20 protein-coding genes are annotated in these 22020 nt (G+C 66.2%); 12 read left to right on the top strand and 8 right to left on the bottom strand.

Going from position 1 to position 22020, the window contains the following annotated elements; genetic code table 11:
• Positions 1 to 237: 237 nt before the first annotated feature.
• Complete coding sequence (gene ribA / locus K2O51_RS00180; RefSeq protein ID WP_011300360.1) at positions 238 to 834, bottom strand: GTP cyclohydrolase II; 597 nt, start codon at positions 832 to 834, stop codon at positions 238 to 240.
• 181 nt (positions 835 to 1015) lie between these two features.
• Positions 1016 to 1486 carry an Lrp/AsnC family transcriptional regulator gene (locus K2O51_RS00175; RefSeq protein ID WP_140950126.1) on the bottom strand — a complete coding sequence of 157 codons (471 nt, stop codon included), beginning with the start codon at positions 1484 to 1486 and terminating at the stop codon, positions 1016 to 1018.
• Between the two features lie 154 nt (positions 1487 to 1640).
• Between K2O51_RS00175 and K2O51_RS00170 the strand changes: the two genes are divergently transcribed.
• Positions 1641 to 1973, top strand: a complete 333-nt coding sequence (locus K2O51_RS00170) for a hypothetical protein (RefSeq protein WP_011300362.1) — start codon at positions 1641 to 1643, stop codon at positions 1971 to 1973.
• Between the two features lie 9 nt (positions 1974 to 1982).
• Here K2O51_RS00170 and K2O51_RS00165 read toward each other — a convergent pair whose 3' ends face one another.
• On the bottom strand, positions 1983 to 2903 hold the full coding sequence (locus K2O51_RS00165; RefSeq protein WP_011300363.1) for a LysR family transcriptional regulator: 921 nt from the start codon (positions 2901 to 2903) through the stop codon (positions 1983 to 1985).
• Positions 2904 to 3039: 136 nt separating this feature from the next.
• Between K2O51_RS00165 and metE the strand changes: the two genes are divergently transcribed.
• Together metE and K2O51_RS00155 are read left to right on the top strand one after the other, a co-directional pair.
• Positions 3040 to 5409: a 5-methyltetrahydropteroyltriglutamate--homocysteine S-methyltransferase gene (gene metE, locus K2O51_RS00160; RefSeq protein WP_220630317.1), complete on the top strand. Its 2370-nt coding sequence runs from the start codon at positions 3040 to 3042 to the stop codon at positions 5407 to 5409.
• A 153-nt stretch (positions 5410 to 5562) separates the two neighbouring features.
• Positions 5563 to 7659, top strand: a complete 2097-nt coding sequence (locus K2O51_RS00155; protein WP_220630316.1) for a TonB-dependent receptor family protein — start codon at positions 5563 to 5565, stop codon at positions 7657 to 7659.
• 78 nt (positions 7660 to 7737) lie between these two features.
• Here the strand turns inward: K2O51_RS00155 and K2O51_RS00150 are convergent, their stop codons facing one another.
• Both K2O51_RS00150 and K2O51_RS00145 read right to left on the bottom strand, forming a co-directional pair.
• Positions 7738 to 9156 carry a DUF1254 domain-containing protein gene (locus tag K2O51_RS00150; protein WP_011300366.1) on the bottom strand — a complete coding sequence of 473 codons (1419 nt, stop codon included), beginning with the start codon at positions 9154 to 9156 and terminating at the stop codon, positions 7738 to 7740.
• Between the two features lie 246 nt (positions 9157 to 9402).
• Positions 9403 to 9768: a hypothetical protein gene (locus K2O51_RS00145; RefSeq protein ID WP_011300367.1), complete on the bottom strand. Its 366-nt coding sequence runs from the start codon at positions 9766 to 9768 to the stop codon at positions 9403 to 9405.
• A gap of 257 nt (positions 9769 to 10025) precedes the next feature.
• Between K2O51_RS00145 and K2O51_RS00140 the strand changes: the two genes are divergently transcribed.
• Positions 10026 to 11726, top strand: coding sequence for an MBL fold metallo-hydrolase (locus K2O51_RS00140; RefSeq protein ID WP_011300368.1), 1701 nt, complete (start codon positions 10026 to 10028; stop codon positions 11724 to 11726).
• 5 nt (positions 11727 to 11731) lie between these two features.
• Here the strand turns inward: K2O51_RS00140 and K2O51_RS00135 are convergent, their stop codons facing one another.
• Positions 11732 to 12532 carry an anti-sigma factor family protein gene (locus K2O51_RS00135; protein WP_011300369.1) on the bottom strand — a complete coding sequence of 267 codons (801 nt, stop codon included), beginning with the start codon at positions 12530 to 12532 and terminating at the stop codon, positions 11732 to 11734.
• Complete coding sequence (locus K2O51_RS00130) at positions 12519 to 13142, bottom strand: RNA polymerase sigma factor (protein WP_011300370.1); 624 nt, start codon at positions 13140 to 13142, stop codon at positions 12519 to 12521. Before K2O51_RS00130 ends, K2O51_RS00135 begins: the two co-directional genes overlap by 14 nt.
• A 189-nt stretch (positions 13143 to 13331) precedes the next feature.
• Here K2O51_RS00130 and K2O51_RS00125 point away from each other — a divergent pair, with 189 nt between their 5' ends.
• The 5 genes from K2O51_RS00125 to K2O51_RS00105 all read left to right on the top strand — a co-directional run bounded on the left by K2O51_RS00125 (position 13332) and on the right by K2O51_RS00105 (position 17149).
• Complete coding sequence (locus K2O51_RS00125; RefSeq protein WP_140950123.1) at positions 13332 to 14219, top strand: metallophosphoesterase family protein; 888 nt, start codon at positions 13332 to 13334, stop codon at positions 14217 to 14219.
• Positions 14220 to 14242: 23 nt separating this feature from the next.
• Entirely contained in the window at positions 14243 to 14617 is a 375-nt protein-coding gene (locus K2O51_RS00120; protein ID WP_011300372.1) for a cupredoxin domain-containing protein, read from the top strand.
• A gap of 69 nt (positions 14618 to 14686) precedes the next feature.
• Complete coding sequence (locus K2O51_RS00115) at positions 14687 to 15505, top strand: class I SAM-dependent methyltransferase (protein ID WP_140950121.1); 819 nt, start codon at positions 14687 to 14689, stop codon at positions 15503 to 15505.
• 171 nt (positions 15506 to 15676) lie between these two features.
• Complete coding sequence (locus tag K2O51_RS00110; RefSeq protein WP_166487079.1) at positions 15677 to 15829, top strand: hypothetical protein; 153 nt, start codon at positions 15677 to 15679, stop codon at positions 15827 to 15829.
• Positions 15830 to 15946: 117 nt separating this feature from the next.
• Positions 15947 to 17149 (top strand): GGDEF domain-containing protein, encoded by a 1203-nt coding sequence (locus tag K2O51_RS00105; RefSeq protein WP_140950120.1) that lies wholly within the window; start codon positions 15947 to 15949, stop codon positions 17147 to 17149.
• 25 nt (positions 17150 to 17174) lie between these two features.
• On the opposite strand, the gene K2O51_RS00100 is transcribed toward K2O51_RS00105, so the two are convergent.
• Positions 17175 to 18191 carry an AraC family transcriptional regulator gene (locus K2O51_RS00100; RefSeq protein ID WP_220630315.1) on the bottom strand — a complete coding sequence of 339 codons (1017 nt, stop codon included), beginning with the start codon at positions 18189 to 18191 and terminating at the stop codon, positions 17175 to 17177.
• A 165-nt stretch (positions 18192 to 18356) separates the two neighbouring features.
• On the opposite strand from K2O51_RS00100, the gene K2O51_RS00095 reads away from it, so the two are divergent.
• Genes K2O51_RS00095 through mmsB form a run of 3 tightly spaced genes read left to right on the top strand, consistent with a single transcriptional unit; the run spans position 18357 to position 22012 of the window.
• Positions 18357 to 19490, top strand: a complete 1134-nt coding sequence (locus K2O51_RS00095; protein WP_011300376.1) for an acyl-CoA dehydrogenase family protein — start codon at positions 18357 to 18359, stop codon at positions 19488 to 19490.
• A gap of 60 nt (positions 19491 to 19550) precedes the next feature.
• On the top strand, positions 19551 to 21074 hold the full coding sequence (locus tag K2O51_RS00090; protein ID WP_011300377.1) for a CoA-acylating methylmalonate-semialdehyde dehydrogenase: 1524 nt from the start codon (positions 19551 to 19553) through the stop codon (positions 21072 to 21074).
• A gap of 44 nt (positions 21075 to 21118) precedes the next feature.
• A complete protein-coding gene (mmsB, locus tag K2O51_RS00085) occupies positions 21119 to 22012 on the top strand; it encodes a 3-hydroxyisobutyrate dehydrogenase (protein ID WP_011300378.1) in 894 nt (297 codons plus the stop codon).
• The last annotated feature ends 8 nt before the right edge of the window (positions 22013 to 22020 follow it).

Here is a 22020-nt window from a genome sequence, read left to right as displayed (position 1 = left end):
GGTTCCTGGGAGACAGCCCCGACCGTGTACGGCACATGGACTGTATATCCGTACAGTGTATCAGCACGGACACAAATTCGTTGCAACGGGAAAGGATAGTCCGTCTCGGGCCATCCGCCAGGAAGCCGCGCCCCTGGAATTGCAAACCGTCTAACCATGAAATGACAACGCCCCTGGGCAAAACCCAAGGGCGTCCAATCCTTGCTATGTCGACCGGCACGTGCCGGCCGACCAAACTCAATCCAGCAAATGTCCCATTCGCGACCGCTTGGTCGCCAGATATTTTTCGTTCTCGGCATTCGACGGCACGATGTGCCGCAGCTGCTCCTTCACGACGATGCCGGCCTTCTCCAGCGCCGCAGCCTTGAGCGGGTTGTTGCTCATCAGGCGCACGGACTTCACGCCCCACTGATGCAGCAGGTCGGCGGCAAACGCGTAGTTGCGGGCGTCGATGGCCTGGCCGAGGGCAAGATTGGCATCGACCGTGTCGAGGCCGGTGTCCTGCAGCGCATAGGCACGGATCTTCTCCGCCAGGCCGATTCCCCGGCCTTCGTGGCCGCGCAGGTACAGCAGGATGCCGCGGCCTTCGGCGGCGATCTTCTCCATCGCCAGTTCGAGCTGGGGACCGCAGTCACAGCGGCACGAGCCGAACACATCACCGGTCAGGCACTCCGAGTGCATGCGAATCAGCACATCTTCGCCCGTGATGTCCCCCACGCTGAGGGCAAGGTGCTCGATGCCCGAGTCCACGCCTTTGAAAGCGTGAGCGGTAAATTCGCCGAATCGGGTCGGCAGGCGCGCTGAATCGATCAGCGCAATCTCTGTGTCGTTCATACCGGTATTCAAGAAGATCGGGAGCCGGCCGGGCCGGCACCGCTCGACATTATGAGCGGAATTGTATCTTTACGCTTGCCGACCCCGCCGGCAGGCACCTCAACCGTGCATTGACCGGGCGGTAACCGGCTTGCTGATGCGCCAGCGCAGTACCTACTGTAGGGCGCATGCTTCACGTGAGCTAAGGCGCGACTGACAGCTCGCGCTTCAATGTGCGCAGCACAAAGGTGGAATGGCTATGGCGCAGGCCGGGCAGCTTGTACAGCTTGTGACGCAGGAATTCCTCATAGCCCTCGGTGCCCGCTACCGCGACCTTGATCAGGTAGTCGTACTCGCCCGTGAGCAAATGGGCCTCGAGGACTTCCGGCAGTTCGGCGAGTGCTTGCCCGAACCGGTGGAGCATGTCATCGTCGTGTCGATCAAGCGTCACTTCGATCAGTACGGTATCGGGCAATCCGAGCGCCTTCTGGTTGAGCAACGCCGCATAGCCTTCAATGACTCCGTTCTCTTCCAGTGCGCGCACCCGGTTCCAGCATGGTGTCGCGGACAGGCCGACGTGTTCCGCCAGCTTTGCGTTCGACAGGCGGCCATCACGCCGCAGTTCACGCAGGATGCGACGGTCAACGTCGTCGAGCTTCGGGATGGTTGGCATGAGGAGTGTCTTTGCGACAGATGGATAATCCTTGAATTCTACGCTCAAGAGACAATTCATCTACAAACATACCGAGACGGCAGGAAATTCAGAAGCTCATTTTGCCGGTCCACTGGTAAATTTACCTGACCGACATTCTTGCTTCAGACGCCACATGCCACCCTCTGCCACCCCTACCCTGCAACTCGATCTGCGCCTTGCGGCCACCGATCTCTTCGGCGCGATGGAATGGGTACTCGCCAACGCGCGCCGTACCGGCCTGGCGCTGCAGCAACTGCGCTTTGATGCCACTGCCCGCCATCGCGTCAGCGCCACGCTGACCGCAGCGGACACCGACTTGCTGCACCTCTTCGTGCGGCGCCTCGGCAACGGCGCGGACGTGGAAGTGCTGATGGCGGATTTCGGCGACGACGATCTCGATGAGGCAGTCGACAAAAGCGCTCCCGCACTCCCCGCTTTCATGCCTGCCGTAGCCCTGCACGCCTGACCGATTCGCTCAGGCAGGCGCAAGCAGTTCGATGCCGTCGAGCTGCGCCGCGCAGATATCGCGGACGATCGCCACGAAATCCGCCACATACGGCCGCTGCGAGATGGCGGCGGGAACCGTGGCGTACAGCTCGCTCCACAGGCCCCGCGCCCCGATTCGCTTGGCCAGCACGTAGTCGTGATCGACGTAGTTCTTCACACCCCAGTTTGGCAACGCCGCGACGCCGCGACGGCTTGCCACGAGTTGCAGCACGGCCACCGTCAACTCGGCGGTGCGGCGCTGCAGGCGGATGCCGGCGGGCTCCAGCACTTCCCGGATCAGGTCGATGCGTTGCTCGGGCACGGGATAGGTGATCAGCGTCTCGCCCTCCAGGTCAGCGGCTTCGATGCGGCGCTTGTTGCGCAGCCGGTGCTCGTTAGCCATGACCGCAAGAATCTCGAAGCGGAACAGCGGCGCCACTTCCAGCCCGCGACGCGTGGCCGGCAATGAACCAATCACCATGTCTGCGCGCCCCTCGCCGATCAACGCGATCGGGTCCGCGTGGAAGCCCGCCACAAGGTCGACCTCCACTTCGGGCCAGCGGCGGCGGAACTCGTCCATCACCGGCATCAGCCAGTCAAAGCAGGTGTGGCACTCCAGCACGACGCGCAGCTCGCCGCGCGTGTCACCCTTGAGCCGTTCGATATCCCGATCCGCCTCGCTCACCGCCGCGAGCACCTCGCGCGCCAAGGCCAGCAGGCGCTCGCCAGCTGGCGTGAACCGTAACCCCTGCCGCGTGCGGTCGAACAGCGGCAGGCCGTAGTGCGCCTCGATCGCCTTGATCTGGTGAGACAGCGCTGACTGGCTCACGTGAACGCGCTCGGCGGCGGTAGCCAGCTTGCCGGATTCGGCGATGGCCACCAGCGAGCGTAAATGCCGGACCTCGATCATGACGTGACCCTGCCCGTTTCATTGTGGCTTCGGGTGATATGAAATTCATTCATACTTTGTTTAAAACTTGTCGCTTGATTCATTTTACGGTGAAACCGACACTGTGCGCCAGACAAGACCTTTTTGGAGCATCTTCGTGGCACGCACACACATCCTCGGCTTTCCGCGCATCGGCGCTCGTCGTGAACTGAAATTTGCACAGGAATCCTTCTGGCGCGGCGAAAGCACGGAAGCGGACCTGCGCGCCGTGGCCGCCACGCTGCGCAGCCGCCACTGGCAATTGCAGGCTGACAGCGGTCTGGATACCGTTGCTACAGGCGACTTCGCCTACTACGACCAGGTGCTGAGCCTCACGGCGCTGCTCGGTGCGCTGCCGCGCCGCTTCGGCTTCGAGCCGGCCGCGCTGACGCTGGCCCAGTATTTCGAGCTCGCACGCGGCAATCGCGAACAGCCCGCAATGGAAATGACCAAGTGGTTCGATACGAACTACCACTACCTGGTGCCGGAGCTGGACTCGGCCACGCGCTTCGACGGCGGCCCCGACTGGTTTTTCGACGAACTCGAAGAAGCGCTGGCGCTCGGCCTGAAGGCGCGGCCGGTGCTGATCGGGCCCGTGACCTACCTGTGGCTGTCCAAGACGCACGAGGCCGGATTTGACAAGCTGTCGCTCCTCCCGCAACTCGCGCAGGCTTACCAGCGCATCCTTACCCGCCTGAAGGCGCGTGGTATCGATTGGGTGCAGATCGACGAGCCCGCGCTGAGCCTCGACCTCGACGCGGCCTGGCTCGATGCCTACGACCGGGCGTACGCGACCCTGGCCCAGTCGGGCGTGAAACTGCTGCTCGCAACCTACTTCGACAGCGCAGCCGACCATGCCGAGCGTGCGGCCGCGCTGCCAGTCCACGGCTTCCATATCGACGTGGTGCGGGCGCCCGCGCAGCTTGTTGCATGGCGCCAGGCGCTGCCGCCCGAGGCCGTGCTGTCCGTTGGCGTGATCGACGGCCGCAATATCTGGCGCACCGACCTGCGCCGCGCGCTCGACACGCTGAAACCGCTGCATGCCGAACTCGGCGATCGGCTGTGGCTGGCACCGTCGTGCTCGCTGCTGCATGTGCCCGTATCCCTCGAACATGAAGTCAGGCTCGATGCCGAGCTGAAGTCCTGGCTGGCCTTTGCCACCGAAAAGCTGGGCGAACTGTGTGTGCTGGCCACGGTGCTGAATCAAGGCGAGACAGCCGTCGCCGCCCAGCTCGAGGCTTCCGATGCCGTGCAGGCGTCGCGCCGCCAATCGCGCCGCGTGGTCAATCCGCGCGTACAGCAGCGGCTGGCTGCTGTGACGCCTGACATGGCCGACCGCGACAGCGCGTTCGATGTCCGCATCGAACGTCAGCGCGAGGCCCTGCAACTGCCGCTGCTCCCGACCACGACGATTGGCTCGTTCCCGCAGACGGCCGCCATCCGCCAGACCCGGGCGGCCTACAAACGCGGCGATCTCGGCGCGCTCGACTACCTGCACCGCATCCGCGGCGAAATTGAGCTGGCCGTGCGCAAGCAGGAAGCGCTGGGGCTGGACGTGCTGGTGCACGGCGAAGCCGAGCGCAACGACATGGTCGAATACTTCGGCGAGCAGCTGTGCGGCTATGCGTTCACCGAGAACGGCTGGGTGCAGAGCTACGGCTCGCGCTGCGTCAAGCCCCCTGTGATCTACGGCGACGTGTACCGGCCTGAGCCAATGACCGTGGACACTGCGCGCTATGCCCAGTCGCTGACCGAGCGTCCGATGAAGGGCATGCTGACCGGCCCCGTCACGATGCTGCAGTGGTCGTTCGTCCGCGACGACCAGCCGCGCGCCGATACCGCCCGCCAACTCGCACTGGCCATCCGCGACGAAGTGTGTGACCTGGAACAGGCCGGCATCCGCGTGATCCAGATCGACGAGCCGGCGCTGCGCGAGGGCCTGCCGCTGCGCCGTGCCGACTGGGACGCCTACCTGGCATGGGCCGTCAACGCGTTCCGGCTGTCGGCCGCGGGCGTGGCGGACCAGACCCAGATCCATACCCATATGTGCTATGCCGAGTTCAACGACATCCTGCCGTCGATCGCGGCGATGGATGCGGACGTGATCACCATCGAGACCTCGCGCTCGGCCATGGAACTGCTCGAAGGCTTTGGCGATTTCGACTACCCGAACGAGATCGGACCGGGCGTCTACGACATCCACTCGCCGCGCGTGCCGTCGGTGGAAGCCATGGAAAAGCTGCTGGACCGCGCCTGCGAGGTCGTGCCGCCGCAGCGTCTGTGGGTCAACCCGGACTGCGGCCTGAAGACCCGCGGTTGGGATGAGACCGAGGCCGCCCTGGCCAATATGGTGTCGGCGGCGCGCAAGTTGCGCGGGCGCCTCGCGGGTCAGGACACGCTGACGGGGAAGCGTGTGGCACGGCCGCAGGCGTCACAGGCGGCACATCGGCACGGCGCCGGGTGCGCCTGCAGCACCCGCGCCGCCTGAGCGCAACCGCCTTGTGACGTGTGCGCCGCGCGTGCGGCGCTGTGTCACATAGCCGAGGCGTGCTGCGCTCCGTATCCTTGCCGGCTATCGAATTACACTCAGAGCACTGGTCCCTGCCAAAACGGGGCGCCAATGTGCCGGCAAAGGGAAATCATGAAAGGAGCCAGACACTGGCGGCGCGCCGCAGCGCTGCCAGCCGCCGCATTGACGGGCGCCGCAATCGCGCAGACCGCCCCGGTTACGGGGCCGGAGCCTGTGACACTGCCGACCGTCACTGCCACGGCCAAAGCCGAAGGCTCGCTGACCGTGCCGGGCGTCGCCAGGCAACGGGAATCTCTGTACCAGTCGGCCGGTTCAGTGGGCTTTGTCGACGCCGAGAGCTACGCCAATACCTACGCGAGCAACCTGCGCGACGTCCTGAAGGATGCTCCGGGCGTCTACGTGCAGGAGCGCTATGGACAGGAATTGCGCCTGTCCGTTCGCGGCTCCGGCATCGCGCGCGGATTCCATACACGGGGCCTGGAAATCCTGCAGGACGGCGTGCCCACCAATTTCGCCGACGGCAGCGGCGACTTCTACCAAATCGACCCGATCGGCCTCAACGCAGCGGAGGTCTACAAGGGCGGCAATGGCCTGGCCTATGGCAGCACGACGCTGGGCGGCGCGATCAACTTCACCACGCCCACCGCGTTCACCACCGAAGCGCCCAACCAGGTGCGCGTCGATGGCGGCAGCTTCGGCACGGTCCGCGCGGCCGGCCAGGCCTCGCGCCAGATCGGCAACTTCGATTTCATGGCCAACCTGAGCGTCGACCACTCGGAAGGCTATCGCGACCATGAGCGTGGCCAGTACGAACAGCTCAATGCAAACTTCGGTTATCGCTTCAGCCCGACCGTCGAGACGCGCTTCTACGTCGGCGCCTATGTCGTCGACCAGCTGCTGCCCGGCACGCTGTCGCTACAGGACGCACTGAACAACCCGACGAAGGCCTCTGCCAGCGCGCTCGCCGGCGACCAGGCGCGCAATACGCGCACCGAGCGGCTGGCCAACGTCACTACGGTGAAGCTCGACAGCGGCCAGCTCGACTTTTCCACATGGGTGATCCACAAGAACCTGTACCACCCGATCTTCCAGGTTATCGACCAGGACTACTGGACCTATGGCTTCGCACCGCGCTACACGGGCACGCAGACCATTGGCGGCATGCGCAACCAGCTCATCGCCGGCGCAAGGTTTTTTGGCGGCAACAACGATGCGCGCCAGTACGTGAACGTCTCGGGCGACCGCGGCGCACAGACGCTCAATTCCCGGCAGGATGCCTACAACTACGAGGCCTACTTCGAAGACCGCCTCTACGTCATGCCCACGGTGGCGGTGATGGCCGGCGCCAAGGCTTACTACAACCAGCGCCGCTACACCGACTATGGCGGCCTGCCCGCCAATCCGGTGCCCAAGTCCGACGACACCACGTACAGCGGCGTGAACCCGAAATTCGGCGTGCTTTGGGAACCGGCCAAGGACATTCAGGCGTTTGCCGACATCACCCGCAGCGCCGATGTGCCGGACTTCAGCGACCTGAACCAGACCATCAGCACCACGACGCAGTTCGTGCCGCTTTCCGCCCAGCATGGCTGGACGCTGGAACTTGGGACACGCGGGCGCCGCGAGCGGCTCGGATGGGATCTCACGCTGTACCGCTCGCTGGTGCGCGACCAGTTGCTGCAGTACACGACCAATCCCAACGTGCCGGCTGCCACGTTCAACGCTAATCGCACCACGCTGCAAGGCGTAGAACTCGCCGTCAGCGCGGACCTGCTGCAGAACGTCGCCACCACGGCCGACAAGGTCACGCTGTCGCAACTATGGAACTACAGCGATTTCCGCTTCGACAACGACCCGCAATACGGCAACAACCGCATTGCAGGCGTGCCCGAGCACGTGCTGCGTACCACGCTGGCGTACAGCCAGGCGTCAGGGCTGCGCATCGCAGGCACCATCGACTGGGTACCGACCGGCGCTTACGTCGACTACGCAAACACGCTCAAGGTGCCGTCGTACGTGCTGTTCGGCGTGCAGGCCAGCTACGATTTCAAGCAAGGCCTGACGGTGTTCCTCGATGCGCGCAACCTAGGCAACAAGCGTTATGTGAGCGATTTCAGCACAGTGACCGATGCGCGCACCGCCAATACGGCAGTGTTCTATCCCGGTACCGGGCGAGCACTCTATGCAGGCGTGCGCTACAAGTTCTGACTGTTTGCTACGGTCCGTGCAAAACAAAAGGCCGCGTCCCCGGGGACGCGGCCTTTTCACTTGGCTGCCAGACGCAGCTCAGTTCACTCGCTCAACCGGGGGCGGCATCCACGAGCCATCGAGCAGCGCCTGCTCCGGCCAGTACGCACGCAGGGTCATGTTGAGGCCGTCGGGCGGGGCAGGCAGCCAGTTGGCCATCTTGCCGCGTTCGGGGCGTGCGTGCTGGATGTAGATGTCGAGCGAGCCATCGCGGTTGTAGCGCAAGCGGTCGCGGCTGCCGATTGCATAGCGGCCGATCGGGTTGTCGACGAACGCCTGACGCTGGTTGTACAGCGACAGCGACCAGAACGCCCTGGCAGGCGGCAACTGGTCCTTGGCGAAATGCAGGACATAGCTTGTGCTGCCCTGCAGGGCCTTGCCTGAGGCATCGGTCCGGGTGGAGGCGTAGATCGCGTCTTCCGGCAAATTGGCGCCAAGCCCGACCATGGCCGTGACCGCACGGCGACCATAGTTGGTACCGTAGTTGCCGAGGTCGCGGTGCATGACCCAGCCATTGCCGGCATCGGCGTTGCCCTTGCGGGCCGTGGCGGCAATCGCCTGCAGCGCTGCGGTGGCACCTTCCTGCACGGCACGCGCGGTGGCGGGTTCCATCACCGTGGTTTTGAACGGCACACCGGGCTCCAACCCCATGCGGTGCATCTTCTCGACCATGGCGGCGTCGGCTTCTGCGGGCGGATTGGCCGGCAGCAGGCTGGCAAAGCGGCTGAAGAAGGCCTGCGCGTCCATGGCCGCTACCTGCTCAACGGGCGGCGACTGCGTGTCCAGCGTCGGCGAGCGCGGTGCGGGTTTTTCAGGCGCCGCGCGTACGCCCATCTGCCATGCGGACAGCGGCGTGAGGCGGTACTGATCCTGCAGGCGGTGCACGACCGGGAAATCCTTCTTGCCGTTGGCCTGCGTGCGGCCGATCAGCCAGACCATGGCCGTAGGCGACTTGATCTGCTTCATGCCTTTGGGCAGCGGCCCTTCCCAGCCCGGACCCGTGATCACGAAGTTGCCGCGCTGCGTACCCGTGGTGCGCTTGCCGGGCGAGGCGAAGACATTGGTCCAGGCATCCATCAACGGCATCAGGTAGTAGCGGCCGCGGGTATCGGGCACGGACAGCACCACCGGCTCCTTGGACAGGTCGAGCCAGGCCGACGAGTACAGCGTGTCGGCGTTCGGCGTGACCACGTCCGTGAACGTCGCGTCCGGGAAGGTGCGCTTGTGGCTGAAGGTGTTGGGGGGCGTGCGCAGGCTCATGAGCTCGCGCGTCACGTCCATCAGCACCAGCGGATAGGCGTAGGTAAAGACTTCGGTGGACAGCGCCTTCATCGCCTGGTTCGACGGCGGTTGCACGGCGGAAACTGGTGCCGTCACCGGTTCGGGCGTAGTGGAGCAGGCGCTCAGCAGGACGGCAAGCGCCGCAATGCCGGCCAGTTGGCGGATGGATGGATTCATGACCCCGTTTCCCTGATCTGTTTTTGCGGCCGTTCATGCGGGGTCTGCAGGTGGCATGGTGCCATGTTGCCCCGGAGGCGCATCTAATTACGTCCGAATCATGTGCGCACCGCCCGGTGCGTGTCAATTGCTCTGAAGAAGGGCTTCGAGGGGAAGCGTACGAACCGGCGCCTCACGGGCCGCGCCGCCATCAGACTGTCTGCCTGTTGCAACAGCTTGTTGCGCCGGAATTCGGGCGCGCAGCGCTCAGTAGCGCAACTGTACGTCGTCCGCGCGGGCGGTGCGTCCGTTGTAAAGGCAGGTAAAGCGGAAACCGATCGAGGCCTGGCTGCTGTCGGGCTCGAAGGTGCCCTCGCCCGTCACCATCGCCATGCCGCCCGGGCGCTGGTAAACCTGCTCGCGGTCTTCCAGAAGGAAAAGGCTGCCGGGCTCGGGGTGCCCCTTCCTGACGTTGGCGGTGACGGCCTGCTCGCACGCGTCGATCGCCACGCGCGGCGCGATGCGTGGCTCGGCCGCCTGGCGCGGCGCTGGCCTGGTTGCCTGCTGCGGCGGCGTTTCGCATGCGCTAAGCAGCAAAGCGAAGGCCAAGCAAAGGTACGAGGCTCGGGACAAGGAACATCCTCCTTCATTATGTGCAGTACAGCAATCAGAGTAGGTCTTTCGGCAGGAAATGCCAAAGGCACTATTGCGCACTGCGACCCCGTCTGCGGAGATGCCCGAAGCAGAGCGAATCTGTCATCACCGCTACACTATGGGCCGAAGAATGTGAAAACGCGGCCCGGAACGCTGCGCGAAACTTGGTACCACGCCGGCGCCAGACCGGTCCAGCCACACACTGCCGCGCGGCCCTGCCCCCGCGCGCTGACACAATGACAACGACAGAGACAAGCACTACCACGAACCGACCCGCCAGTCCCTCCAAGTCCCTGCGCGCCGCAGCCAGCCTGCTGGTGGTGCGCGACGGCCCGCAGGGCATGGAAGTCCTGCTGGTGCGGCGCGTCGAGCGCGCCAACGACCGCAGCAGCGGCGCCTTCGTGTTTCCGGGCGGCACGCTCGACCCGGAACAGGACAAGGCGCTGCACATTCATGCTGCCGGCCTCGACGACACCGCCGCCAGCGAGCGCCTGAACCTGCCGGCCAACGGCCTGGACTTTTACCTGGCTGCTGTCCGCGAATGCTTCGAGGAAGCGGGACTGCTGCTTGCCTACCACCGCAACGGCGATCTGCTGGCCCCGGGCCATCTCGACGACGCGCAACTCGATTTCCTGCGCCAGGCGGTGCAGCGTGGCGGCCCCGGACTGGCGCACGCATGCGCCGAACTGGGCCTGCGCCTGGCATCCGACCGCCTGGCATACCACAGCTACTGGCTCACGCCGCCGGGCCTGCCCAAGCGCTTCGACACGCGCTTCTTTGTCGCGATCGCGCCTGCGGGCCAGATCGCCATCCACGATGGCATGGAAATCGTCGAGCATCGCTGGATCCGCCCCGGCGAAGCCGCGGACCCGGCCAGCGGCCTGCCGATGATGCATGTCACGCGCCGCACGCTGCAGTCGATCGCGCATTTTGAAACGGCGCAGGAATGCTTTGCCAGCACCTCGCTGCTGCGCGACATCGCGTGCATCATGCCCCGGCTGGCCAACGGTGCGGCGGGCGTGCGGCCCGTCATGCCCAACGAGTCGTGCTACGCCGAGATCGGCCGGATTGACCCTGAAGGCAAGACGCACGCACGCTATGAACTGGCTCCGGGCGAGCCGGTGCGGCTGTCCGAACGCGTCTGGCGCGTCACGGCCAACAACGGCAGCGTCATGACCGGGCCGGGCACCAATACATACCTGGTCGGTGGCGGTGCACGCAATGAATGGGCCGTGATCGATCCGGGCCCCGACGACGCCGCGCATGTGCAGGCAGTGCTCGCTGCCGCGCCGGGCCCGATCCGCTGGATCCTGGCCACGCACACGCACATGGACCACTCGCCCGCCGCGCCCGCATTGCGGGCCGCCACAGGCGCCACCGTGCTTGGCCGCGCCGCACCGGCCACGCAGTGGCAGGACATCGCGTTTGCGCCGGCCCGCGACCTGCAGCACGGCGAGCGCATCGCCATCGGCGACGACTGCACGCTGCGCGTGATCCATACGCCGGGTCATGCGTCCAACCACCTGTGTTTCCTGCTCGAGGAAGAGAAAACGCTTTTCACCGGCGACCACGTCATGCAGGGCTCGACGGTCGTCATCTCCCCGCCCGACGGCGATATGCGCGCCTATCTGGATTCACTGGCCGCGTTGCAGGAAGAGGATCTCGAATGGCTGGCTCCGGGCCACGGCTTCCTGATCACCCGTCCGCAGGAGGCCATCCGTCTGCTTGTGCGCCACCGCCTGCACCGCGAAGCCAAGGTGCTCAGCGCGCTGCGCGATCTCGGGCCGGCCCCGATCGAGGCGCTGCTACCGCGCGTCTATGACGACGTGCCGGAGCGCATGTACCCGGTCGCCCAGCGCTCGCTGCATGCGCACCTGCTCAAGCTTGTCGCCGATGGCAAGGCCGGGGACACAGACGGCCGCTGGCAAGCCGTCTAGCGCCGCTATGGCTGGGACGGGGCGGCGGGCGCGCCTGCCTGCCACGTCCGCCGCAGCGTACGCAGGTCGTCGGCCGACGCGTCGGTAATGGCCAGGAAACGCATGCCGTCGGCGTCCCAGCTTTCCAGCTGGTAGCCCTGCCGCGATCCGGATACCTTGGGCGGCAGGCCTGCCTGCCCCGGAACGAAGACGAAGATGTCGACGGGATGGCGGTTGCGCCGGTAGACCAGCACGGCCACCGGGCGCCCGTCCACGTAATCGAGCCTGCCTCCGGCCAGCACGAACCCCTGCGCAGTCAGGTCGCGTACCACCGGCGCATAGTCAAGCCGCCCGTTGAACCAGGGCTTAACGGTGTGCTGGTCCAGCGATGCGACGTCCATGGCGCGGCCCGACAGCAGCGCCCGCACATGGCTCGCCACGACTTCGCGGGCCACGATGTCCGCGTCGTACCGATAGCTGGCGAACTGACCGATGCCGATGGCCACCGCGACCACCATCGCCAGCGCCAGGCCCGCGCGCGCCGGATAGCTCCAGCTAAGCCATCTGCCGAGGCCGCCCCACCGGCTGCCGCGCTCGCGCTGGACAGGCGCCGGCAGGCTGGCCAGCAGCCGGGCCCGCAACTCGCCGTCCGCACGATGATAGGTAGCGCCTTCCCGCACCGCGTCGCGCAATGCCTGGATGCGGGCGATCTCTGCAGCGCAGACCGGGCAGGACGCCAGGTGCGGACCCAGCCGCGCCAGCTCACCGGGGCCGAGTTCGCCGTCCGCGCTGGCATGCAGCAGCAGCCGTGCTTCATTGCAGTCCATTGCCCACCTCCCCGGCCGTTCCTGCCAGGCCATCGACCGTTGCCACACCGCCCGACGGCTGTCCGGCCCGCTCCACGCGCAGTGCGCTTACCGCCACTGCCAGTGCCTGCCGTGCGCGCGCAAGGCGTGACATGACCGTGCCGAGCGGAATCGCGGCAACCTGAGCGATGTCGCGGTAACACATATCCTCCAGCTCGCGCAGCACGATGACTTCCCGCAGCGGCGCGGACAAGCGCGCGAGCGCTTCATGCACGAGACGAACGTCTTCTGCACGCAGCAGGCAGCACAGCGGCTCCCGTTCGGCGGCGTCCTGCCAGCCGGGCAAGGCCTGGGCGGCATCGACGCCGTCTTCGTACGTCGCAGCGTCGCGGGACGGCTGGTCGCGGTTCCAAGCCGAGAACCACGTATTGCGCACGATGGCCAGCAGCCATGGCCGCGGCCTGTCACCGTGATAGCTGCCAAAGTAGGTGTAGGCGCGCAACAGCGCCTCCTGCACCACGTCTTCCGCTTCGGCCGCGCTGCCGCTCAGCCATCGTGCGAGGTTGTAGGCCGCATCGAGGTGCGGCAGGACCAGCTCGGCAAACCGGTGGCGCTCGTCAGCGGCGTTCACGGTACTCCTTTGGGTCAATCGGACGGAGCATGCTGGGGCCTCCGCTCAGCGTGTTTACCGGGATTCGATCCAGTTTATTCCGCCGTCGCGGCATTGCCCTACCAACGCCTTGCGCGCCGGAATAAAAGCCGTCGCCGCCCGGTATGACAGGCAACCGGCCCTCCACCGGTCCTCCCACAGGAGCACACAATGTCAGCCATACCTTCCCCCGACCGCCGCGATTTCCTGCGCCTTGCCGCCGCGGCCGGCGGCGCCGTGCTCGCCTCGGCGCTGCCAGGCTGGGCCGCCTCGCCCGGCAAGGATTTCTACTTCGTGCAGCTGTCCGACCTGCACTGGGGCTTCCAGGGGCCGCCCAATCCGGACGCGCGCGGCACGCTGCCCAAGGCCATCGCCGCGGTCAACGCGCTGCCCGCCCCGCCAGACTTCATCGTCTTCACGGGCGACCTGACCCACACCACGGACGATCCCGACGAGCGGCGCCGGCGCATGCGCGAAGTGAAGGCACAGATCGACACGCTCCAGGTCAAGACGCGTTACCTGATGCCGGGCGAACACGACGCCGGCCTCGACCGCGGCGAGGCGTTCCAGGAGATTTTCGGTCCGACGCACTACAGCTTCGACCACCAGGGCGTGCATTTCGTCGCGCTCGATAACGTATCGGATCCCGCCGGCCGCGTCGGAGCGGCGCAGATCGAATGGCTGGTCTCGGATCTCGCGCGGTTGCCACACGAAGCGCCCATCGTCATCCTCACGCACCGGCCGTTGTTCGATCTCTACCCGCAATGGGACTGGGCCACGCGCGACGGCGCCGATGTCCTGCAGCGCCTGGACCCATACAGCAATGTCACCGTGTTCTATGGCCATATCCACCAGGAACACCATCACCAGACCGGCCATATCATCCATCACGCCGCTCGCTCGCTGATGTTCCCGCTGCCGCCGCCGGCATCGCAGCCGCTGCGCCAGCCGGTGCCATGGGATGCCGAACACCCGTACCGCGGCCTGGGATGGCGGCAGGTGGCAGCGCGGCAGGCACCGCCGCGGCTGGCCCTGGAAGAAAAGCCCGTCACCGCCTGAGCACAGCATTTCGGAGAACGATCATGATCCAAAAAGCTTCATTCCGTCCCGAACGCCGCCGTCATCTTGCCTGGCTTGCGGCCATGGCGGCCACGGCGCCGTTCTGGACGGCGTCGGCCGCCGTGCCGCGGCGCATCGCCGTGACCGCGCGCCGCTTTGTCTTTACGCCGGACCGCATTGCGCTGCACAAGAACGAGTCCGTGATCCTCGCGCTCACGGCGGTAGACGTGGTGATGGGCTTCAGCGTGCCCGACCTCGGCATCCGCGTCGACCTGCCGCCGGGCAAGACCGTGGAAGTCCCGATCAATGCCGCCGCAGCGGGGTCACACCTGTTCCTTTGCGACATCTTCTGCGGCTCGGGGCACGAGTCGATGAACGGGCAGATCGAGGTAAGTTGAGCATGGCGCCCGACTCGGCCTAGCATGAAGGGAGTCGGCCGGCCCTTCTGTCCGGCACGGGAGACAGCCATGCAGCAAACCGCCAGTGACAAGGCCTTCACGGGGGCCATCCCGGAGCTATACGAGCGCTACCTCGTACCGATGATCTTTGCGCCGTACGCCGCCGACCTGGCACGCCGGGCCGCCGCTCTTCGGCCGGCCAGCGTGCTCGAAATCGCGGCCGGCACCGGTGCGCTCACCCGCGAGCTGGCCCGAACGTTGCCGCCGGACGCCGAGATCGTCGCAACGGACCTGAACTCGCCCATGCTGGCGCGGGCCGAGGCGGTGGGCACCAGCCGCCCGGTAAGCTGGCAGACAGCAGATGCCATGCAGTTACCGTTTGATGATGGCCGCTTCGATCTGGTTGTCTGCCAGTTCGGCGCCATGTTCTTTCCGGACAAGGGCGCGGCATTCGGCGAAGCACGCCGCGTACTGGCGCCGGGTGGCACCCTGCTGTTCAACGTTTGGGACCGCATCGAGGATAACCACTTCGCGCATACCGTCACCCGGGCGCTGGCAGAACTGTTCCCCGCATCGCCACCGGATTTCATGGCGCGCATCCCGCACGGCTACTACCGGCAAGCCGAGATCGCCGGGCACCTGCTGCAGGGTGGCTTCCGGTCGGAACCAGCTTTCGAGACGCTGGCGGTAACCAGCACCGCGGCGTCCGCGCACATCGTCGCGGTGGCTTACTGCCAGGGAACGCCGCTGCGTGTGGACCTCGAATCCCGGGGTGCCGATGCCTTGCAGCGCGCTACCGACGCTTCGGAGCAAGCCCTTGCGCAGGAGTTCGGGACCGGTCCTGTCGCGGGGCGGATTCAGGCCCATGTGGTCGCCGTTCTGTCATGACTGCAGGCCGCGTGCGCCGACGGGCTTCGCCGTGGCAGCAACCGGGACTTCGGGACAACTGATCCCCACGCTCGTAGGGACAACCCCCAATCAGGTGATGTTGGGTTAGGTGCTACTTTTCATAATGTCCTCTCGAACGGTCATAGAGAACCGGAATCCGAAGGGGTCGGAATGGAATACGTTACGTCGCTGGGCGCCTATATGGTCGCTGTCCTGGTTGCGTTGCTGGTTGCGGCGCGCTGGCTCCTGAAGCACGATCCGGCGCTGCGCGTCGAGCCATGGCGAGATCCGGATGGCCGGGCCTGCGCCCGTCCGCGCGACTGAGCGGCCCGCCCGGCGCGGCGCCGAACCACGGCACGAAGGGGGGCGGAAGAGCTGGCTTTACCGCACACCGTATCATTACGGCTTTGCCTCAGCGGCTGCCCTGCTCCTGGAACACCGATGTCCGTCCCTACCGCGCTGCTTGTGATCACCGCGGCGCTGAGCGCCATGATGCTGGCCATCGTCTGGTCTCTGCGGCGCTGCGGGCTTCCCGGCGTGCCGGACTGGTGCAACGCCAACCTGCTTGTCACCATCTCGCTGGTGCTGTTCACGCTGCGCGGCTATGTCAACGACATTTTTTCGCTGGTCATGGCAAACGCTGCGCTGGCCGGCGCGCTGGCGCTGTTCTATGCCGGATGCGTGCGGTTCTGTGGCGGCCAGCCTCGCTGGGGCAGGCTGGCCGCCGGCCTGCTGGCCACCATGGCTGTGGTGGTGGCCTGGCGCTATGTCTTCGATGTCTTCACTACGCGCGTGGTCGCGGTCTCCGCCTTTCACGCGGTGCTGTGCGCGCTGACGGGCATCACCCTGATCCGCTGGCGGCCCCGTAGTCGCTTTGGCCACTACCATCTGACAACGGCCGGCTTCGCGCTGTTTTTCGCACTTGGCCACACCGCGCGAGGGCTGCTGTCGGCGTTCTCGCTGATGGGCGATCCCTACAGCCTGCAGTCGCTTGGCCTGAATACCTTCTTCCTGACCCTGGGTGCCCTTGTCATGCCAGCGCTGACCATGGGTGCGGTGCTCATGATCCATGACACCATGGTGCGCAGGCTGGAGGCCATCGCCAATACCGATGGACTGACGGGCGTGATGTCGCGCAAGGCCTGGGAGGACATGGCTAGCCGTGCGCTTGCAGCAGGGGCCCGCGGTGGCGTCCCGCCGGCGCTTCTCATCATCGACATCGACCGCTTCAAGGGCGTTAATGACACCTACGGGCACGCCGCGGGTGATGCTGTCCTCAAGGGCTTTGCCATCCTGGCGGGCGCGCAAGTGCGCTCAACTGATAGCCTTGGCCGGCTCGGCGGCGAAGAGTTTGCCGTCGTCCTGCCGGCCACGCGCGTCGCCGATGCCGTGGTCATCTCGGAACGCATCCGCGCAGGCGCGGAGCAGCACGCGGTTCGTATCGGAGAACACGGCACGATTGTTCGCTACACCATCAGCGGCGGCGTGGCGTGCTTGCGCCCCGGCGAGACCCTAGCCCAGCTTAGCGCGCGTGCCGATGCCGCGTTGTACCGGGCCAAGCTGGAAGGCCGCAACCGGATCGTTGTGCATGAAGACAGGCAGACCACCGCAACGGCACCGGCGCGCGAAGCACTGCCCGCCTGACTACCCGATCGGCCAGGTGGCAGCCCTAGTCTTCCGCTGCAACGCCGCGATAAGCGCCGGGACGAGACCCCGTCCAGCGTCGGAACGCGCGGTGGAAGGCGCCCGGCTCGGCAAAGCCCAGTTCGGCCGCGATATCCGCCACGGGCCTGGTGGTGCGGCTCAGCGCGTCGATCGCCAGATCGCGCCGCAGCTGGTCCTTGAGATCCTGGTAGCTCGCGCCTTCGTCCATCAGGCGCCGGCGCAGTGACGACGCCGACAGGTTCAGGCTTAGCGCCAGCGATTCGAACGTGGGCCACTGTTCGGGGCGCTGGTTACGCAACTGCCGCCGCACGCGCGCGGCCACGCTGCTGCGGTCCGAATACTTGACCACGACATTGTGCGGCGCATCACGCAGGAATGACTTCAGCCCGCGCTCGTCCACCCGCACGGGCTGGTCAAGCAAGTCCGCGTCGAACACCAGCGCGGTGGCCGGCTGCCCGAAAGCGGTCTGGCGCGAATACATGACCCGATACTCCTCGCTGTAAGGTGGCTCTGGATAGGCGAACGAGGCCAACAGGATCGGTACGCGGCGGTGCAGCAGCCAGCTCATCAGGCCCTGCAGCATGATCAGCATGGTTTCCTGCGCGAAGATGCCGGGCAGGCGCCCTTGCGCCGCGGATGGCGCCGTCAGCACCAGCGCCGCGCGGTCCCCATGCCGTTCGAGCCTGACGCCGATATCGTCAAGCAGCAACCCGAAGTAGCGCGCGACCCGCTCCAGCGCCTGCGCAAAAGTGCGGCTGGCCGCGACGGCATGGCACAGCATGGCGAAACTGCCGCATTTCATGCTGCGCGAATCCTGGCCGAAGAACTCGTCGTCGAGCGCGGCGGCCACGGCCATCCACAGGTCGCTGTAGCTCGACGTGGAGACGCGCGCCTGCGGCACCGACAGCAGCGCCGGCGCTATGCCGGCACTGCGCAGCACCGGTTCGGGATCCAGCCCGCGGGCCTGCAGCCCCGAGATGGCATGGTGGACAAAGCAAATCGCGACGCTGCCTTTTTCCATAGTGCGGCCACGGCCCGGCGGCCTCAGGCGGCCCGGACGGATGGCATTCGAGTTCACAAAGAATGGCGGATTTTGGCATAGGAGCCGCGGCAGGCGGTTTCTACACTGCGCCTGTTCACCAGAAAACCATCCGAAGACTCCTTTATCGCGCGCCGCGCCCCTGCCATGCACAGCGACTACACCGAAGAGCAAATCATGATCCGCGACTCCGCGCGCGCCTTTGCAAGCGAACGGCTCGCTGCCGGCGCCGCCGAGTGGGACCGCGCCGGCCGGCTGCCCGAAGAGGTCGTGGCCGAGATGGGCGCGCTAGGCCTGCTCGGCATGATCGTGCCCGAGGAATGGGGCGGTACCTACACCGACTACGTGGCCTACGCGCTCGCCATCGAGGAAATCGCTGCCGGTTGCGCCGCCTGCGCAACGCTCATGAGCGTGCACAACTCGGTCGGTTGCGGGCCGATCCTGCACTACGGCACCGAGGCACAGAAGCAGCGCTACCTGGCGCGCCTGGCCAGTGGCGAACTGATCGGCGCGTTCTGCCTGACCGAACCGCAGGCCGGCTCCGAAGCCCACAACCTGCGCACGCGCGCCCGGCCCTCTGAGCGCGGCTGGGTGCTGAACGGCAGCAAGCAGTTCGTCACCAACGGCCAGCGCGCCGGCGTGGCGGTGGTCTTTGCCGCGACAGAGCCCGAACGCGGCAAGAAAGGGATCTCCGCGTTCCTGGTGCCGACCGACACGCCGGGCTTCATCGTCCATGCGCCGGAGAAGAAGCTTGGCATCCGCGCGTCCGACACCTGTGCCATCACGCTTGAAGATTGCGAAGTGCCGGCCGACGCGCTGCTCGGCGAGCCCGGCGAGGGCCTGCGCATCGCGTTGTCCAACCTCGAAGGCGGGCGCATCGGCATTGCGGCGCAGGCCATCGGCATTGCCCGCTCGGCATTCGAAGCCGCGTGCCGCTACGCATCCGAGCGTGTGCAGTTCGGCCGGCCACTGCGCGAGCACCCGCCCATCGCGAACATGCTTGCCGACATGGCGACAGAGTTGAACGCCGCGCGACTGCTGGTGCATCGCGCCGCACGCATGCGTACGCAAGGGTTGCCGTGCCTGTCGGAAGCATCGCAGGCAAAGCTCTATGCGTCGGAACTCGCCGAACGCGTCTGTTCCAAGGCGCTGCAGATCCATGGCGGCTATGGCTACCTCGAGGACTACCCCGTCGAGCGCCACTACCGCGACGCCCGAATCACCCAGATCTATGAAGGCACCAGCGAGATCCAGCGCATGCTGATCGCGCGCAGCCTGTAACACCCCGCCCTATTGAAGCTGCCTGACTTGCATCCCAATCCAGAACCGACCGGAGACATCATGAGTGCACTGCCCCAGACCGCCAACGCCGTTCCGTCCGTCCCGCTGCTGATCAACGGCGAATGGGTGGAGTCTTCCGCCACCGAATTCCGCGACGTGGTCAATCCCGCCACGCAGGAAGTGCTGGCGCGCGTACCGCTGGCCACCGCCAGCGAAGTCGCCGCGGCCGTGGACTCAGCCCACCGCGCGTTCGCCACCTGGCGCCACACGCCGATCGGCGCGCGCCTGCGCATCATGCTGCGCTACCAGGCACTCATCCGTGAACACAGCAAGCGTATTGCCGCCATCCTGACGGCCGAGCAAGGCAAGACGCTGGCCGATGCGGAGGGCGATATCTTCCGCGGCCTGGAAGTGGTCGAGCACGCCTGCTCGATCGGCACGCTGCAGCAAGGCGGCTTTGCCGAGAACGTGGCCGCCACCGTCGATACCTATACGCTGCAGCAGCCCATCGGCGTGTGCGCCGGCATTACGCCGTTCAACTTCCCGGCGATGATCCCGTTGTGGATGTTCCCGATGGCGATCGTCTGCGGCAATACCTTCGTACTCAAGCCGTCGGAGCAGGATCCGCTGTCGACCATGGAACTGGTGAAGCTGGCCGTGGAAGCCGGCGTGCCGCCCGGCGTGCTGAACGTCGTGCATGGCGCCAAGGACGTGGTCGATGCGCTGTGCACGCACCCGGACATCAAGGCCGTTTCCTTCGTCGGATCCACCGCCGTGGGCACCCATGTCTACAACCTGGCGGGCGCGCACGGCAAGCGTGTGCAGTCGATGATGGGCGCGAAGAACCACGCCGTGGTGCTGCCCGACGCGCACAAGGAGCAGACGCTGAATGCACTCGTCGGCGCGGGCTTCGGCGCTGCGGGCCAGCGCTGCATGGCGACGTCCGTGGTGGTGCTCGTCGGCGCAGCGCGTGAATGGGTGCCTGAACTCGTCGCCAAGGCGAAGACGCTCAAGGTTGGCGCCGGCGCAGAAGCTGGCACCGATGTTGGCCCCGTGGTCTCCGTCGCGGCCAAGGAACGCATCCTCGGCCTGATCGCCTCGGGGGAGAAGGAAGGCGCCAAGCTGGTGCTGGATGGCCGCAACGTGGAAGTCCCGGGCTACGCGCAAGGCAATTTCATCGGCCCGACCGTCTTCACCGATGTCACGACCGACATGTCGGTCTACACCAACGAGATCTTTGGCCCGGTGCTGGTGGTGCTGGGCGTAGAAACGCTCGACGAGGCCATCGCGCTGGTCAACCGCAACCCGTTCGGTAACGGCACCGGCGTCTTCACGCAGAGCGGCGCGGCCGCGCGCAAGTTCCAGAGCGAGATCGACGTCGGCCAGGTCGGCATCAACATCCCGATTCCGGTGCCCGTCCCCTACTTCAGCTTCACGGGTTCGCGCGGCTCCAAGCTCGGCGACCTCGGCCCGTACGGCAAGCAGGTGGTGCAGTTCTACACGCAGACCAAGACCGTGACGGCGCGCTGGTTCGACGATGCCACGGTGAATGACGGCGTGAACACCACCATCAGCCTGAAGTAAGACCCCATAGGCAACCAATAAGCACCATATCCAGGAGACCCGACATGCATATCGCCTTTATCGGCCTAGGCAACATGGGCGCCCCGATGGCGCGCAACCTGCTCAAGTCCGGTCACACGCTCACCGTCTTCGATCTCAATGCCACCGCCGTGGCATCGCTGTGCGCCGAAGGCGCAGCCTCGGCCGATTCCGCACGCAAGGCGGTGGCCGAGGCCGACTTCGTCATGACGATGCTGCCCGCCGCCGCGCATGTCCGGACGGCGTATCTCGGTGACGAGGGCGTGCTGGCGGGCGTGCGCGCCGGTGTGCCGCTGGTGGACTCGAGCACGATCGACCCGGCTACCGTGCGCGAACTGGCCGCCGCCGCTGCGGCGCACGGCAACCCGCTGGCCGATGCGCCAGTGTCCGGCGGCACCGGCGGTGCGCAGGCCGGGACGCTGACCTTCATGGTCGGCGCCACGCCGGATTTGTTCGAGCAGGTCAAGCCCGTGCTGGCCAATATGGGCCGCAACCTGGTCCATTGCGGCGACACCGGCACCGGCCAGGTCGCCAAGATCTGTAACAACCTGATCCTCGGCATCTCGATGATCGGCGTGTCCGAGGCCATGGCGCTCGGTGTGAGGCTCGGCATCGATGCCAATGTGCTCGCGGGCATCGTCAATACGTCGACGGGGCGATGCTGGTCCTCCGACACCTACAACCCCCACCCCGGCGTGATCGAGACCGCGCCGTCGTCGCGCGGCTATACGGGTGGCTTCGGCGCCGACCTGATGCTCAAGGACCTGGGCCTCGCCGCCGACGCCGCACGCAGCGTGAAGCAGCCGCTGTTCCTGGGCGCGCTGGCGCAGCAGATCTATCAGGCGATGAGTCAGGCCGGCGATGGCCAGCTCGATTTCTCCGGCGTGATCCGGCAATACCAGCCCAAGTCCGGGGCCTGACGGAGGCG

The sequence above is a fragment of the Cupriavidus pinatubonensis genome (assembly GCF_019602855.1).
Taxonomy (GTDB): domain Bacteria; phylum Pseudomonadota; class Gammaproteobacteria; order Burkholderiales; family Burkholderiaceae; genus Cupriavidus; species Cupriavidus pinatubonensis.
The sequence above is the reverse complement of the archived record's forward strand: the minus strand, read 5'-3'. Positions and strand labels throughout refer to the sequence as shown.

Bases quoted from the DNA above. Each gene is read 5' to 3' on its own strand.
- K2O51_RS00135 (WP_011300369.1), bottom strand. From the start codon at position 12,532: ATGGACTGCAATGAAGCACGGCTGCTGCTGCATGCCAGCGCGGACGGC.
- K2O51_RS00115 (WP_140950121.1), top strand. From the start codon at position 14,687: ATGCAGCAAACCGCCAGTGACAAGGCCTTCACGGGGGCCATCCCGGAG.
- K2O51_RS00105 (WP_140950120.1), top strand. From the start codon at position 15,947: ATGTCCGTCCCTACCGCGCTGCTTGTGATCACCGCGGCGCTGAGCGCC.
- K2O51_RS00095 (WP_011300376.1), top strand. From the start codon at position 18,357: ATGCACAGCGACTACACCGAAGAGCAAATCATGATCCGCGACTCCGCG.
- K2O51_RS00150 (WP_011300366.1), bottom strand. From the start codon at position 9,156: ATGAATCCATCCATCCGCCAACTGGCCGGCATTGCGGCGCTTGCCGTC.
- K2O51_RS00155 (WP_220630316.1), top strand. From the start codon at position 5,563: ATGAAAGGAGCCAGACACTGGCGGCGCGCCGCAGCGCTGCCAGCCGCC.
- K2O51_RS00090 (WP_011300377.1), top strand. From the start codon at position 19,551: ATGAGTGCACTGCCCCAGACCGCCAACGCCGTTCCGTCCGTCCCGCTG.
- K2O51_RS00175 (WP_140950126.1), bottom strand. From the start codon at position 1,486: ATGCCAACCATCCCGAAGCTCGACGACGTTGACCGTCGCATCCTGCGT.
- K2O51_RS00170 (WP_011300362.1), top strand. From the start codon at position 1,641: ATGCCACCCTCTGCCACCCCTACCCTGCAACTCGATCTGCGCCTTGCG.
- K2O51_RS00125 (WP_140950123.1), top strand. From the start codon at position 13,332: ATGTCAGCCATACCTTCCCCCGACCGCCGCGATTTCCTGCGCCTTGCC.
- mmsB (WP_011300378.1), top strand. From the start codon at position 21,119: ATGCATATCGCCTTTATCGGCCTAGGCAACATGGGCGCCCCGATGGCG.
- K2O51_RS00110 (WP_166487079.1), top strand. From the start codon at position 15,677: ATGGAATACGTTACGTCGCTGGGCGCCTATATGGTCGCTGTCCTGGTT.
- K2O51_RS00140 (WP_011300368.1), top strand. From the start codon at position 10,026: ATGACAACGACAGAGACAAGCACTACCACGAACCGACCCGCCAGTCCC.
- ribA (WP_011300360.1), bottom strand. From the start codon at position 834: ATGAACGACACAGAGATTGCGCTGATCGATTCAGCGCGCCTGCCGACC.
- K2O51_RS00100 (WP_220630315.1), bottom strand. From the start codon at position 18,191: ATGGAAAAAGGCAGCGTCGCGATTTGCTTTGTCCACCATGCCATCTCG.
- K2O51_RS00165 (WP_011300363.1), bottom strand. From the start codon at position 2,903: ATGATCGAGGTCCGGCATTTACGCTCGCTGGTGGCCATCGCCGAATCC.
- K2O51_RS00120 (WP_011300372.1), top strand. From the start codon at position 14,243: ATGATCCAAAAAGCTTCATTCCGTCCCGAACGCCGCCGTCATCTTGCC.